13 protein-coding genes are annotated in these 13,428 nt (G+C 32.2%); 6 read left to right on the top strand and 7 right to left on the bottom strand.

The window, feature by feature from the left end:
* Positions 1–5: 5 nt before the first annotated feature.
* The 5 genes from Q0616_RS03325 to Q0616_RS03305 all read right to left on the bottom strand — a co-directional run bounded on the left by Q0616_RS03325 (position 6) and on the right by Q0616_RS03305 (position 6,011).
* Positions 6–1,577 carry a G-D-S-L family lipolytic protein gene (locus tag Q0616_RS03325; protein ID WP_286482889.1) on the bottom strand — a complete coding sequence of 524 codons (1,572 nt, stop codon included), beginning with the start codon at positions 1,575–1,577 and terminating at the stop codon, positions 6–8.
* A 9-nt stretch (positions 1,578–1,586) separates the two neighbouring features.
* On the bottom strand, positions 1,587–2,819 hold the full coding sequence (locus Q0616_RS03320) for an outer membrane protein transport protein (RefSeq protein ID WP_284583050.1): 1,233 nt from the start codon (positions 2,817–2,819) through the stop codon (positions 1,587–1,589).
* A gap of 138 nt (positions 2,820–2,957) precedes the next feature.
* Positions 2,958–4,169, bottom strand: coding sequence for an NAD(P)/FAD-dependent oxidoreductase (locus Q0616_RS03315; protein WP_286482888.1), 1,212 nt, complete (start codon positions 4,167–4,169; stop codon positions 2,958–2,960).
* A gap of 70 nt (positions 4,170–4,239) precedes the next feature.
* Complete coding sequence (locus tag Q0616_RS03310) at positions 4,240–5,076, bottom strand: universal stress protein (protein WP_260541732.1); 837 nt, start codon at positions 5,074–5,076, stop codon at positions 4,240–4,242.
* A 107-nt stretch (positions 5,077–5,183) separates the two neighbouring features.
* Positions 5,184–6,011, bottom strand: coding sequence for a universal stress protein (locus Q0616_RS03305; protein WP_298775095.1), 828 nt, complete (start codon positions 6,009–6,011; stop codon positions 5,184–5,186).
* A gap of 162 nt (positions 6,012–6,173) precedes the next feature.
* Here Q0616_RS03305 and Q0616_RS03300 point away from each other — a divergent pair, with 162 nt between their 5' ends.
* A complete protein-coding gene (locus Q0616_RS03300; RefSeq protein ID WP_171623475.1) occupies positions 6,174–6,680 on the top strand; it encodes a thioesterase family protein in 507 nt (168 codons plus the stop codon).
* Between the two features lie 4 nt (positions 6,681–6,684).
* Entirely contained in the window at positions 6,685–7,743 is a 1,059-nt protein-coding gene (gene thiL / locus Q0616_RS03295) for a thiamine-phosphate kinase (protein ID WP_286482885.1), read from the top strand.
* A gap of 449 nt (positions 7,744–8,192) precedes the next feature.
* Here thiL and rpmA read toward each other — a convergent pair whose 3' ends face one another.
* Together rpmA and rplU are read right to left on the bottom strand one after the other, a co-directional pair.
* Complete coding sequence (gene rpmA, locus Q0616_RS03290) at positions 8,193–8,450, bottom strand: 50S ribosomal protein L27 (protein ID WP_150431414.1); 258 nt, start codon at positions 8,448–8,450, stop codon at positions 8,193–8,195.
* Between the two features lie 43 nt (positions 8,451–8,493).
* Entirely contained in the window at positions 8,494–8,799 is a 306-nt protein-coding gene (gene rplU, locus Q0616_RS03285) for a 50S ribosomal protein L21 (protein ID WP_188319372.1), read from the bottom strand.
* 147 nt (positions 8,800–8,946) lie between these two features.
* Here rplU and Q0616_RS03280 point away from each other — a divergent pair, with 147 nt between their 5' ends.
* The 4 genes from Q0616_RS03280 (at position 8,947) to meaB (ending at position 13,381) form a co-directional block, all read left to right on the top strand.
* A complete protein-coding gene (locus Q0616_RS03280) occupies positions 8,947–9,213 on the top strand; it encodes a FeoA family protein (RefSeq protein WP_225532484.1) in 267 nt (88 codons plus the stop codon).
* A complete protein-coding gene (feoB, locus tag Q0616_RS03275) occupies positions 9,213–11,312 on the top strand; it encodes a ferrous iron transport protein B (RefSeq protein WP_260541726.1) in 2,100 nt (699 codons plus the stop codon). The genes Q0616_RS03280 and feoB overlap by 1 nt, the downstream gene beginning before the upstream one ends.
* A gap of 298 nt (positions 11,313–11,610) precedes the next feature.
* On the top strand, positions 11,611–12,237 hold the full coding sequence (locus tag Q0616_RS03270) for a helix-turn-helix domain-containing protein (protein WP_188319375.1): 627 nt from the start codon (positions 11,611–11,613) through the stop codon (positions 12,235–12,237).
* A 172-nt stretch (positions 12,238–12,409) separates the two neighbouring features.
* A complete protein-coding gene (gene meaB / locus Q0616_RS03265; protein ID WP_298775080.1) occupies positions 12,410–13,381 on the top strand; it encodes a methylmalonyl Co-A mutase-associated GTPase MeaB in 972 nt (323 codons plus the stop codon).
* Positions 13,382–13,428: the final 47 nt, after the last annotated feature.

Below are 13,428 nucleotides of genomic sequence, written 5' to 3'. Positions count from 1 at the left end.
TTCTATTAAGGAATTGCTATACCTGGATAATTTCCTGGATAAACGTGTCTTAAAGTAGAATGATATTTTTTGTTAATTGCATCCGCAAACATATTTGCTACAATGGCATATCCAGTTCCAGTTAAATGAACTCCGTCTAAAGAGAACGCTCCACCAGAAACGAAAGTTGTTGTATATGTTTGACCATAGTATTTAATTCCCGATTGAGAACTTAATTTCTTCATTTCAGAATATGCATCCACTAAAGCTAAATTATAAGCTGTTGCTAATTCAGCAATTGCTGCATTGTATTTAACCACAGCCGCTTCTGCTTTTGCTGTTTCTTTTGCTGTTAATACATAATTATCTGCCATTGGATAACTAACACCAACTACCGATAATTTACCAGCTTCTTCTTGAGTTAATCCTAATTTCATTAATTCTCCAACTCTATTAGTATCTACTTTTCCAATTACAGAAGAAGAAGTTAAAACCAATAAATCTTTTGCAGTCGCTTGACGCGCTTGTCCGTAAGTCATTCCAAATAAAGTCGCTGTTCCAGCATCATATCCTGCTTTAATTAAAGCAGCAGTAATCGTTGTTGATAAATCCGCTAAATCTTTATCTTTAATTACTACAGCGCTTGCAGCAGTTTTAGAAAATGAAATTTTTCTATCAGAAGCACCAACCGCATCAAATACTTGATTTAATCCTGCATAAGTTGCATTTAACTCATCAATCATTGGTGCAAAACTTGGGTTTGCAGGCGATAATGGTGCGTATGGAACCGTTGTAAAATATGGAATAGATGTTACAGAAGGAATATTTGCAATTACTCCTTTTGCTCCTGCAGCAGTTAAAGCTTTCAATCCATCATTAATTGTAGATTTCACAACATTTACATTAGAGATATCAGAACCTCCATACGTTCTTGGATCAACATTATTTGTTTCATTATGATCTACTCCAACTCCTCCAGATGTTGCATAACCTAATACATCATTATTTCCAATCCAATAGGAGAAGAATGTAGGCTTTTGCGCAACTGCATCTGCAACTACAGAAGTTGTCGCACCGCTTGCAAAACGCACAAAATACGGATTCGCTGTTACAGGATCAGTTTGTAATCCTGCTGGATTTCCATAACCTGGTGCAACCAAATGATAAGATTTTGCTCCTGGAACTCCCATGTTTTGGTAAGTCCCTTTATCAGCTAAAATATCTAACGCTGCTCCTGGTGCAGTAGGAACTGGTGTTAAAGCTCCATTTACAATTTGCAAAGTCAACTTACCCGAAAAACCTGGTAAATTTGTAAAACCTCCTGTGTCATTTGGCATATAAGGAATTTTGAACTCCCCTCCTCCTGCAGCTTTCATTAATCCAGCTAACATATTTGGATAAGAATTTTCTTGTCCTGATCTGTATAATGCATTATCTCTATAACCAGAAGTCAACGAGTTTCCTAAAGCAATATATTTTGAAAAGTTAGCTTCACCTGCTGTAACTTGAATATCCTCGATTGGATGCTCAAAGTCTTGATCACAACTAAACATTGTAGCAGCTAAAGCAACTAAAACTATTTTATTTAAATGTTTCATTTTGTAGTGTTATTTAAGGTTATACGTTAGTCCTAAACCAAAGTTAATTGCACGCATCTTAACATCTCCAGAGAAATTTTGTTCGATGTTATTAATATATCTTTCATCACCTTGAACATAAGATCCAAATAAATCTAAGTAAAATCCATTGTTAAATTTAAATCCTAATCCAGCTGATACAGAGTTTAAATTAGAACTTGGTGTTTCTGAAGACCAATATGCTCCTGGAACTGGAGATTTATCATGGTAATACCCTACACGCCCTGTAATCATCTCGTTAAATGTATATTCTGCTCCAAAACGGAATAAAGTATTGTCTTTCCAATTTTTTGTTGACGTTGAAGTATAGAATGTATTTGACGCGTCGTTGTATAAATTAATATCTAAACTTTTGTAACGTGTCCAGTTTTGCCACACTACATCTCCAAAAAGCTCTAATTGAGGTAGAACTTTGTAAGACATTCCGAAAGTAAATTCAGATGGAAGTGGTAATGTTGTATTCCATTTATCTGTGTTAAAAGGCACATTAGATGCAATTCCAGCCGGAACATCCATCCATGTCACATCTCCTTTGTTTGCAGAAACATCTACATTAGAACGGTAAGCTAATCCAACTCCGAATTTTTCGGTTGGTTTGAACATTGCTCCTACATTAAATCCTAAACCATGAGCATCTTTATCCTCTAATCTAAGTTTAATATCATTTCCAGCAACTGTTTGTACTTTCTCTAATTTAGCCGATCCATGTGTATAGATAAAACCTAAACCTAAACTAAACCAATCTGAAAAACGATAGGCAACTGTTGGCTGAATATTAAATGCTTTCAAATCGATATGCGTGATGTTAGCCTTATTTTGCCAATCTTCTGGCCAAGTTACCGAGCTACCAAATGGAGTAGTCACACTAATCCCTACCGCTAAATCATCAACAGGTTTGTAACTCACCGCCAAATACATTGGAGTTCCTAATTTACTATCCGTTTCAGCTTTTTGGAAAGTTGTTGGATCTTGCCATTTTACGTCAGTTTTCACACCAAAACCTCCAACAGCAATACTCAATTTGCTCTCTACAAAAGCTAATCCTGCAGGGTTATAAAACGCCACACTCGCATCACGAGTTTGCGTTGCAGAAGTTCCACCTAAAGCAGCTTGGCGAACTCCTTGTAAAGCAACACGGTAACCTCCTGCAAAAGCAGATGAAGATAGACCGATCAATGCTAATGTTAAGAAAATTTTCTTCATATTTTTTGTTCGTTTTTAATAATTCCTTTTAACAAAAATAACATAATTTTATAATAATGTTATGTTAACATAATAAATTTTAAAAAATACTTTATACTTAAGGCTTTCAGCCATAATATTAATTGTGTAAAATATACACTATTGATAAATTTCTTTGATTTTTTCGGATATAACATACCCTTCAGACCAACAAGCCTGAAAATTAAAACCTCCAGTAATTGCGTCAATATTCAAAACTTCTCCTGCCATGAACAAATGAGGTAATTTTTTAGCTTCCATCGAATGAAAATCAATTTCTTTCAAATCAACTCCTCCAGCAGTCACAAACTCATCTTTGAATGTGCTTTTACCATTTATTTGGTATTTTCCTTGTGTTAATTCTGATGCTAAAGCTTCGATATGTTTCTTCGACAAGTCGGCATATACTTTATTTTCGGCTATGTTGCAATAATTCAGAATACTCAACCAAAAGCGTTTAGGAAAATCAAATGGATTGTTTTTGTGTACATTCTTCTTTGCATCAACTTGTTTCTTATTATTCAAAAAAGAAACTATTTCTTCTTTAGATTGATTGACAAAATTAATTTCAGCTTCGAATTTATAATTACTTTCGTTCAATTTTAAAGCTCCCCAAGCTGATAAACGCAAAATAGCAGGACCACTAAATCCCCAATGTGTTATTAACAAAGGTCCTTCTGCCTCTAACTTTTGTTGATTGATTTTAACTTCTGCATTTTCGAATGAAATCCCCATCAACCCTTCGATTCTTGGATCTTTGCAATTAAATGTAAATAGAGAAGGAACAGGTTGAATTATCTTCAAACCTAAGTTTTTCAAACTTTTCCAGAATTTTGGTGTACTTCCTGTTGTAATAATTACTGTTTCAAAAAAATACTTTCCTGATTTTGTAATCAATTCATAACCTTCATTAACTTTATTGATTTCTTGTACGCCATCCGAAAAATTTAATTGAACTTTATTTTGATCAACCGCTTTAGTTAACGCTTCGATAATAGAAAGAGATGAATCGCTTACTGGAAAAATACGATTATCATCTTCAATTTTCAATTCAACTCCGCGTTCATCAAACCACGCCATTGTATCGCCTGGCTGAAATGTATAAAAAACACTTAGTAATTCCTTTTTCCCACGTGGGTAAAACTCTACTAAATCCAATGGATCAAAGCATGCATGAGTTACATTACACCTTCCTCCACCCGAAATACGTACTTTTTGTAGTGGTAAATTTGCTTGTTCAAACAATACAGTTTGTTGTCCTACAGTTTTTCCAAGGTTTGCTGCAACAAAATATCCTGCTGCACCACCTCCTACAATGGCTATTTTTTTCACGGAGCAAAGGTAAAGTTTTATTTTTAACAGAAATTTTTAATAAAAAAAGGAAATGTTTTCACATCTCCTTTTATGCTTTTTGTTCGTGAAAAACGAACAAAGGTGTTATATTTTTGTTTGCTATTTTTTTTGTAAATCCAGGCGAAAATATCTTATCGAAGAAACCTTTGTTTCGACTAACAACGGTTAACAAATCAATTTCTTTTTCTTTGATAAAATCTAAAACCGCATTTACAGGATCCGCATCATGATAAATTTCAAAAAAAATTGGGTCTCCTGCAAATTGATTTTGCCAATCTTTCATTGCTTGTTTATTATATTTTCCGTCTTTAGAAACATGCATACAATGAATTTTTGCATGATGACGATTTGCTATTTCAAGCAAATATTTCAAGGCTTCTTTATCTTTTTGATCAAAAACAGTTGTAAAACCTATATTCTTAAATCCTTTGAATATCATTCCATTCGGAATACTTAAGATAGGAATTTTCATCGATGTAATTGCATTAATAGTATTGGAACCAAAAAGCATTTTTTCTATCCCTGTATTTCCATCTGTTCCCATTACCACAAAATCAACACTTTCTTCGCCAATGATTTCGCGTAATATATACAAGAAATTTCCTTCTTCTAAAATAAATTTAATTGGAATTTCATTTAATCCGTTTTTATCTGCTATTTCCCTTAATTGCGGAATATTATCTTTGAAGTTATTAAAACTTCCTAATTCTACAGTTTCATATACATTCTGAATTAAACCTGCACTCAAAGTACCAGTAATCATTGGTAGTTCATAAACGTGCAATACATAAACTTGTGCATCTATACTTTTCGCAAGGTTAAGAGCATATAAAAACGCATTATTAGCCGTCTCAGAAAAATCTGTTGGGAACAATATTTTTTTCATTTTTTTGTGTTTTGTACACAAAAGTTACGAATAATTTTAGTTCTACGCGAAAAAAAAGCTCAATCTATCAAAATAATTAAGCTTTTGTTATTTTCTAAAAATTGTCGCTATTCGTGAAAAACAAATAATGGTACTTTATTTTGAGAAAGAATTGTTTTGGTAAAACTTGGTGAAAATAATTTCTCGAAAAATCCTTTATTGCGACTTACCACTGTTAATAAATCAATTTTTTCTTCTTTTATAAATTCTAAAACTGCATCAACAGATTCGTCTGCTGTATAAATAGAAAAATCTACAGGTTCGTCTTTGTAATATTCTTTCCAATGATTAAGCGTAGGGACATCGTAATTTCCATCTTTAGAAACATGTAAACAATGAACTTTGGCTTTGTATCGATATGCAATTTCTGTTAAAAAATCTAAGGCTTTACGGTCCTTATCTTCAAAAATTGTTGTAAAACCGATGCTTTTTATTCCTTTATATTCATATCCATGCGGAACACTCAAAACTGGAATTTTCAGATGTTTAATTGCATTCATCGTATTCGAACCAAAAAGTACTTTATCAAATCCTGTATTTCCTGTTGTTCCCATCACTACAAAATCAACTTTCTCTTCTTCTATAAAATTTGGTAAAACGAATGAAAGCATCCCTTCTTTAATAAAAAATTTCATTTCCACGTCACCAAAACCATTATCCCCTGCTAATTTTCTAAGAAAAGGAATGTGATCTTTTAGATTTTCAAATTTATTCAATTCAATGGTATCATATACATTTTGTAAAATGCCAGCATCAATTCCTGCATTCACAATTGGATATTGAAAGGCGTGTAAAATATACAACTCTGCATTTTGATTTTCTGCCAAATTCAACGCATACAAAAATGCGTTATTTGCTGTCTCGGAAAAGTCGGTTGGAAATAATATTTTTTTCATAATCTATCTCTTTATTAGCTCCCTAAATATACGAAATAAATAGCGTGTAAAATTAATTTGAAGTTAAATATTATTGTGTTTTTTTAATTTAAGCTGATTAAAAATATATTCATTTTTGAATAAATTCTTATCCGTAACTTTGCACTTCATAAATTTCAATTCATGAATAATAAATATTTCCAGAAAACCATTGTTCGATGGTCAGATTTAGACGCTAATCGTCATTTAGCGAATGCTTCATATATGAATTTCACAAGCTTTGCTCGAATTGCTTTTTTAAGAGATTTTGGTGTTTCGATGAATAACTTAGCTGAATATGGTATTGGTCCAGCAATTTTACACGAACAATTTTCATTTTTTAAGGAAGCTATGGAAGGTGAAGAAATTTATATTTCGGTAGAAATTGGTGGAATGTCAGAAGATGGAATGATTTATCAATTTATTCACAATTTGTATAACCAAGATGGTGTACATCTTTGCCATTCTGAATTGACAGGTGTTTGGTTTTCGATGTCGAAAAGAAAAATGCAGGCACCACCAACTGAAATGGTCGAAAATATTAAAAAATCATTTGAAGGACAAACAATCAAAGCAATGTCAAAACAAGACATTATCAATTTACCTTTTCGTTCAGAAAATATAGATCCTTCAATTTTCAATCAAAAATAAAATCATGTTAGAAGATAAAAACGTTTCAAAAACAAGTTTAGCCGAAATCGGTGAATTTGGTTTAATTCATCAAATTAAAGAAGGTTTTCCAATCAAGTTAGAAAGCTCTATCAAAGGAATTGGCGACGATGCTGCTGTTCTTGATTACAAAAAGGACAAAATTGTTGTATCAACAGACATGTTGGTAGAAGGTGTTAACTTTAGTTGGTCGTACATGCCTTTGCGTCATTTGGGATATAAAGCTGTTGTAACTGCAATTAGTGATATTTTGGCAATGAATGCTATTCCAAAACAAATTTTGGTTTCGATGGCAATCTCAAATCGTTTTACGATAGAAGCTGTTGATGAAATTTACAATGGTATGAAATACGCATGTGACAAATACAAAATCGATATCGTTGGTGGTGACACCACTTCATCTGTTAGTGGACTTGTACTAAGCATGACCGCAATTGGCTCGGCTCCTGAAAAAGATTTGGCGTACAGAAGTGGAGCAAAAGAAAATGATTTGGTTGTACTTTCTGGTGATTTAGGTGCATCTTTCCTTGGTCTACAGGTTTTGGAACGCGAAGCTCAAGTATCGAAAGTAAATCCAAACAATCAACCTGATTTTGAAAACTATTCCTATTTAATTGAACGTCAGCTAAAACCTGAAGCAAGATTAGATATCATCAATCTTTTGAAAGAATTGAAAGTAAAACCAACTTCTATGATTGATATTTCGGATGGATTATCTTCTGAGATTATTCATTTATCAAAAGAAAGTGGTGTTGGAATCAATATTTACGAAGAAAAAATTCCGTTGGATTCTGTTGTCATTCGCACTGCCGAAGAATTCAAAATCAATCCAATTACATGCGCTTTAAGCGGTGGAGAAGATTATGAATTGTTGTTTACAATTGATCAAAAAGATTTTGAGAAAATAAAAGGAAACCCACATTTAACGGTGATTGGACATGTAACTGGTAAAAACGAAGAAAATTACTTAATTACCCGAGGAAGCGAACAAATGGTTCCTTTAACGGCACAAGGTTGGGGAGTTGAAACAGAAGAAGAAAGTTAATTAACGAATTAGTTAATTCGAAAATGTGAGAATTTTAAGAAGCTGGCATTGAGCTTGTCGAAATTAAGCTTCTCACCAAAATATAAAATCAAAAGCATTCAAGAAATTGGATGCTTTTTTAGTTGAAATAAGTTGTATTTTAGATTATTATTAATAATTATGTCTAAAAAATCAATAAATAAAATGCTATTCAAAACAGGAATTGGGTTGTTATCTTTATCAATTCTAATGCTTATTTATGCGATTGCAATGTTTGCAGCAAGAGGTAATTATAGTAAATTTGAAATAAAGCTTTCAGAAATTTCACTTGTTTTTTGGCTCCCTATATTTTGTTTAGGTATTTTAATCTTAATAATTTCATTTGTTTTAATTACAATAAAAAACAAAAAAGCTCGAACTAATAAGTTCGAGCTTTTATATTGTTAGCGTTTTCGCTGTCGAATTATCAATTAAGATAATGGTTCAACTGAAACGTAAGATCTATCGTTACGTTTTTTAGTGAAAACAACTTTTCCGTCAACTAAAGCGAATAATGTGTGATCTTTACCGATTCCTACATTATCACCAGGATGATGTTGAGTACCTCTTTGACGAACAATAATGTTACCAGCGATTGCTGCTTGTCCACCAAAAATTTTAACACCTAAACGTTTCGAATGTGATTCACGACCATTTTTCGAACTTCCGACCCCTTTCTTATGTGCCATTTCGTTTTGTTTTTAAGAGTTAATAATTAATCTCTGCTCAATCTTAACCGATTGAAGCAATTTCAATTTTAGTGAATTGTTGACGATGTCCGTTAGACTTTTGGTAACCTTTTCTTCTTTTCTTCTTGAAAACGATTACTTTGTCTCCTTTCACGTGTTCAACGATTTTAGCTACTACGGTAACTCCGTCTATAACTGGGGCGCCGACAGTGATTGCTCCGTTATCTGTTAATAAAACACGGTCGAATTTTACTTCGTCACCTGCTTCACCAGCTAAACGGTTTACAAACAATTGTTGGTCTTTTTCAACTTTGTATTGAAGCCCTGCTATCTCTACAATTGCGTACATAAATTAATGTTTATAAATGAAAATTGAGTGCAAAGATAATCAAAATTTTGAATTTAAGAACTTGAATTGATTGAAATTTAGTTAGAAAGATGAAAAAACTATGACATATCTTCTATTTGGATTAATTAAAAATAACATATCTTTGCAATGAAAATCAAAGATAGATTGGTAGAGATGGTTGAAAATTATTCTTTAAAAGATTTAAAAATTGGTGAACAAGCTGTTGTAATTGGTTTTACGACTGAAGATGTTCCTGCAAAATTTTATGAAATGGGTTTTGTCCCAGGTACTAATTTACTGGTTAAAAACAAAGCTCCTTTTGGTGGTCCTATTTGCATCAGTATTGTATCGAACAAGTCTGTTTTAGCATTAAGAAGAAACGAAGCCGATAAAATCTTGATAACAAAGAAATAATGAATCATTATAAAATTGCCTTAATTGGTAACCCAAATGTTGGTAAAACTTCGTTATTTAATAAGCTTACAAATCTTCGTCAAAAAGTAGGAAATTATCCTGGTGTGACGGTAGAGAAACGTGAGGGGAATATTGAACGAAATGGAAACAAATTTTTCATTACAGATTTCCCAGGAACGTATACTATTTATCCAAGTTCTTTGGATGAAGAAATTGTTTTCAAAACTTTAGGAAACAAAACCGATAAACATTATCCTGATTTAGCCATTGTTATAGGTGAACCATCAAATTTAAAACGTTCGATTTTATTGTATCAACAAGTTCGAGATTTAGATGTTCCTGCGATTTTTGTCATTAACATGAAAGACGAAATCAAGAGCAAAGGCCTTAACATTGATTTACCAAAATTAGAAGATTTTCTTCAAACTAAAATATACTTAACAAACGCTCGTACAAGCGAAGGTATCGATGAATTGGTAGATGCTTTCACTAAAAAAGCAACCGATTACACTAATCATTATGCAATCACGAAAGAATATCTTTCAGTCGTAGAGAATGTAAAAAATGAATTTCAATTAGATTCTAATTATCAAGCTTGGCAATATCTATCGCAAAAAGAAGTTCCTTTTCTATCAAAAGAGAAGCAAGATAAATTAGAAGCAATAAAAAAAGAAAACGCTATTATTTCGAAGCGTTTACAAGTAAAAGAAGCTTTAGATCGAAATAAAATTTTAGAGGAGAAATTAAATACCATCATTTCTTATAAATTCGAAGGAAATGAAACTTTAACTGATAAAATTGACAAAATCTTAATTCATCCAGTCTTTGGTTATGTTATCTTTTTAGGGATTTTATTATTAATCTTTCAAGCTGTTTACGCATGGTCAGCTCCATTAATGACAATGGTTGAAGACCTGTTTGGTTGGTTTGATGAAAAAGTAATTAGTTTTTTACCCGAAGGACCCATCAATGAAATAGTTGGCGGCGCTATAATACCAGGAATAGAAGGTATTGCTGTTTTTGTTCCTCAAATTGCCATTTTGTTTTTATTCATTTCGATTATGGAAGAAACGGGATACATGAGCCGTGTTGTATATTTGATGGATAGATGGTTAAAACCTTTTGGATTAAGTGGAAAAAGTGTTGTACCATTAATCTCGGGCGCTGCTTGTGCAGTACCAGCAATTATGTCTGCGCGTAACATCGAAAATGACAAAGAACGCTTATTAACGATACTTGTCACCCCATTTATGACGTGTTCTGCTCGTTTGCCTATTTATATCGTTCTGATTGCCTTGGTAATTCCTGACGAAAAAATATTTGGTTTCAGTTACCAAGCCTTGGCCTTATTTGTGATGTACATATTAGGTGTTGTAGGAGCTTTGGGAAGTGCTATTTTACTGAACTTAATTATAAAAGCAAAACATAAAAGTTTCTTGATTTTAGAGATGCCAACGTACAAACTTCCTGATTGGAAAAATGTTGGAATTAATGTATGGGAAAAAACATTAGGTTTCTTGATTGATGCTGGTAAAATAATATTTGCAATTTCGATTATTCTATGGGTTTTAGGAACATTTGGACCAGGAGAACAATTTAAAAATGCAGAAGAGATAGTTACTGCTCATCACCCAAAAATGGATGAAGATGATTTAGCCAATGAAATTGCTTCTTATAAATTAGAACATTCATACTTAGGAAGATTAGGAGCAGTTATAGAACCAGTTGTAGAACCGTTGGGATATGATTGGAAGATGGGAATTGGTTTGATTTCTTCCTTTGCTGCCCGTGAAGTATTTGTCGGAACAATGTCAACTGTTTATAGTTTAGGCGAAGTTGATGTGGAAGACGATGGTCAAAAAGATCGTTTACTTCATCGTATGCAATCAGAAATCAACCAAAATACAGGTGAACCTGCATATAATCTTGCAACAGGAGTTTCGTTGTTATTATTCTACGCTTTCGCAATGCAATGTATGAGCACTATCGCGATTGTAAAAAGAGAAACAAATTCTTGGAAATGGACACTGATTCAGACAGGATTTATGACTGGTTTGGCATATATTGTTGCATTTATTGCTTATCATTTATTAAAATAATCCTATGGACAATATTTGGATACAATATGGCTTTATTGCATTTCTTTTTGGATTTGCTATTTGGTATATTGTTAAATTAATAAGAAACTCATTTAGTTCAAAAGGAGGAGGTTGCTCTAAAGGGTGTGGCTGTTCTCCAACTAAAAATGAATTTCAGAAAAAGGCTAACTCATAAAGTTAGCCTTTTTTATTTCAAAATTTCGGAGTATTTTTACACTAAAAAGAATTAGTATTTATCAATTATTTTATTGATTTCTAATTAGTTTTATTTCATTTATTCGGAATTATATTTTACAAAATGGACAATTGGATAATCATTTCTTTCGTTATTTCAGCTTTAATCATTTTAGGCTTAATTATTTACTTTATCTCAAAAAATAAAAAAAATAAAATTATTCAAGAGATTGAGTTAAGTACGAATAATGATAAAATAAAAACTGTAAAGAACGAAGTTGCTGCTAAAAAAATTGTAGAAATTAAATCAACAGGAAATATAGAATCTGAATCTACTCCACAACAAGATATACGGAAAGAAAAAATCGTTAGTAATCTGAGTATCTCCTCAAAAACAGAAAACGATTTGTTACGAAAGTTAGAGCAATTTGAGAAAAATAATGATTTTATCAAAAAGGACATAAATCTTGCTGTACTATCAAAACAGTTTAAAACAAATACGAAATACCTTTCTGAAGTGATTAAAACTCATCGGCAAAAACCTTTTAATACTTACTTGAATGAGTTAAGAATAAACTATATCGTCAACCGTTTAAAAAATGAACCGAAGTACATCAATACAAAAGTGAGTTATTTAGCAAGTGACTGTGGATTCACTTCTCATAGTACTTTTACCACTATTTTTACTCAAATTATGAACGAATCACCTTCTGTTTTTGTAAAAAGAATAAAAGAAGAACAAAAAAAATAATAATTCTGTTTTATAAAAACATATCCTATTCATTTACAACCAGTAACTTAATTTATACCTTTCTTTTAAAATCTATATTAATAGAAGAGCTATATAAAATATCCTATCAAAATTAACTTTATATTTTTTTATTCTTGATTAAGATTCTATCTTTAATTTAAGATTATGTCTTATGCGAAAAATAGAACCAGAAATACTTGCACAAAAAATTAAAGACGGTGATCGATTTGCCTTATCAAGAGCAATTACACTTGCGGAAAGTAATCGATTAGATGACCTTAATTTAGCACATCAAGTTATTAGTTTACTACCCACTTCCAAAACATCTAAAAGGATTGCTATTACAGGAATTCCAGGTGTTGGAAAAAGTACATTTATTGAGTCTTTAGGAAAGTATATCGTTCAACAAGGAGAAAAAGTTGCTATTCTTGCAATCGATCCAAGTAGCTCTTTGTCTAAAGGAAGCATCTTAGGCGATAAAACTCGAATGGAAGATCTATCCCGAGAAGAAAACGCATACATTCGTCCAAGCGCTTCTAATGGCTCTTTAGGCGGAATTACATCGCGTACCTATGAAGCTATTATACTATGCGAAGCTGCTGGTTTCGAAAATATTTTAATCGAGACTGTTGGAGTTGGACAATCGGAAACACTTGTAAACGAGATTTCAGATCTTTTTCTTTTCCTACAACTTCCTGGTTCTGGAGACGATTTACAAGGGATTAAACGAGGAATAATGGAAATGGCAGATCTAATTTTTGTCAACAAATCCGATTCATTTCAAGAAAAATTAGTGAAAGACGCAAAATTAGATATTGTACGCTCATTACAGTTTTTACCAACAAAAGCATCTCAATGGAAAAGAAAATCGATTATCGGATCTGGATTAATCGGAAAAGGAGTTCCTGAGTTATGGGAATTGGTCCAAGATTATTTTACATTTATTAATGAAAACGATTATTATCGTTCAAATAGAGAAAATCAGCAACTAAAACAAGCTGAGCGATACACTATTGATTTGATTAATCAACATTATTTAAAAGCTTTAAAAGCTCATCCAATTGAAGTAAACAAACACATTTCTGCCTTTGAAATGGCTAAAGATTGGCTAAACAATCATTCAGTTGAAATGACTATAAAATAAAAAAAGACAATCGTAATGATTGTCTTTTTTGCTCCTCCTCTTGGGCT

The sequence above is a fragment of the uncultured Empedobacter sp. genome, from assembly GCF_937930195.1.
GTDB classification, from domain to species: Bacteria; Bacteroidota; Bacteroidia; order Flavobacteriales; family Weeksellaceae; genus Empedobacter; species Empedobacter stercoris.
This window is presented reverse-complemented; position numbering and strand designations above follow the sequence as displayed.

Excerpts from the sequence above, each read along its gene's own strand:
- Q0616_RS03325 (WP_286482889.1), bottom strand. The coding sequence starts at position 1,577 with ATGAAACATTTAAATAAAATAGTTTTAGTTGCTTTAGCTGCTACAATG.
- Q0616_RS03320 (WP_284583050.1), bottom strand. The coding sequence starts at position 2,819 with ATGAAGAAAATTTTCTTAACATTAGCATTGATCGGTCTATCTTCATCT.
- Q0616_RS03310 (WP_260541732.1), bottom strand. The coding sequence starts at position 5,076 with ATGAAAAAAATATTGTTCCCAACAGATTTTTCTGAGACGGCTAATAAT.
- Q0616_RS03305 (WP_298775095.1), bottom strand. The coding sequence starts at position 6,011 with ATGAAAAAAATATTATTTCCAACCGACTTTTCCGAGACAGCAAATAAC.
- Q0616_RS03300 (WP_171623475.1), top strand. The coding sequence starts at position 6,174 with ATGAATAATAAATATTTCCAGAAAACCATTGTTCGATGGTCAGATTTA.
- thiL (WP_286482885.1), top strand. The coding sequence starts at position 6,685 with ATGTTAGAAGATAAAAACGTTTCAAAAACAAGTTTAGCCGAAATCGGT.
- rpmA (WP_150431414.1), bottom strand. The coding sequence starts at position 8,450 with ATGGCACATAAGAAAGGGGTCGGAAGTTCGAAAAATGGTCGTGAATCA.
- rplU (WP_188319372.1), bottom strand. The coding sequence starts at position 8,799 with ATGTACGCAATTGTAGAGATAGCAGGGCTTCAATACAAAGTTGAAAAA.
- Q0616_RS03280 (WP_225532484.1), top strand. The coding sequence starts at position 8,947 with ATGAAAATCAAAGATAGATTGGTAGAGATGGTTGAAAATTATTCTTTA.
- feoB (WP_260541726.1), top strand. The coding sequence starts at position 9,213 with ATGAATCATTATAAAATTGCCTTAATTGGTAACCCAAATGTTGGTAAA.
- Q0616_RS03270 (WP_188319375.1), top strand. The coding sequence starts at position 11,611 with ATGGACAATTGGATAATCATTTCTTTCGTTATTTCAGCTTTAATCATT.
- meaB (WP_298775080.1), top strand. The coding sequence starts at position 12,410 with ATGCGAAAAATAGAACCAGAAATACTTGCACAAAAAATTAAAGACGGT.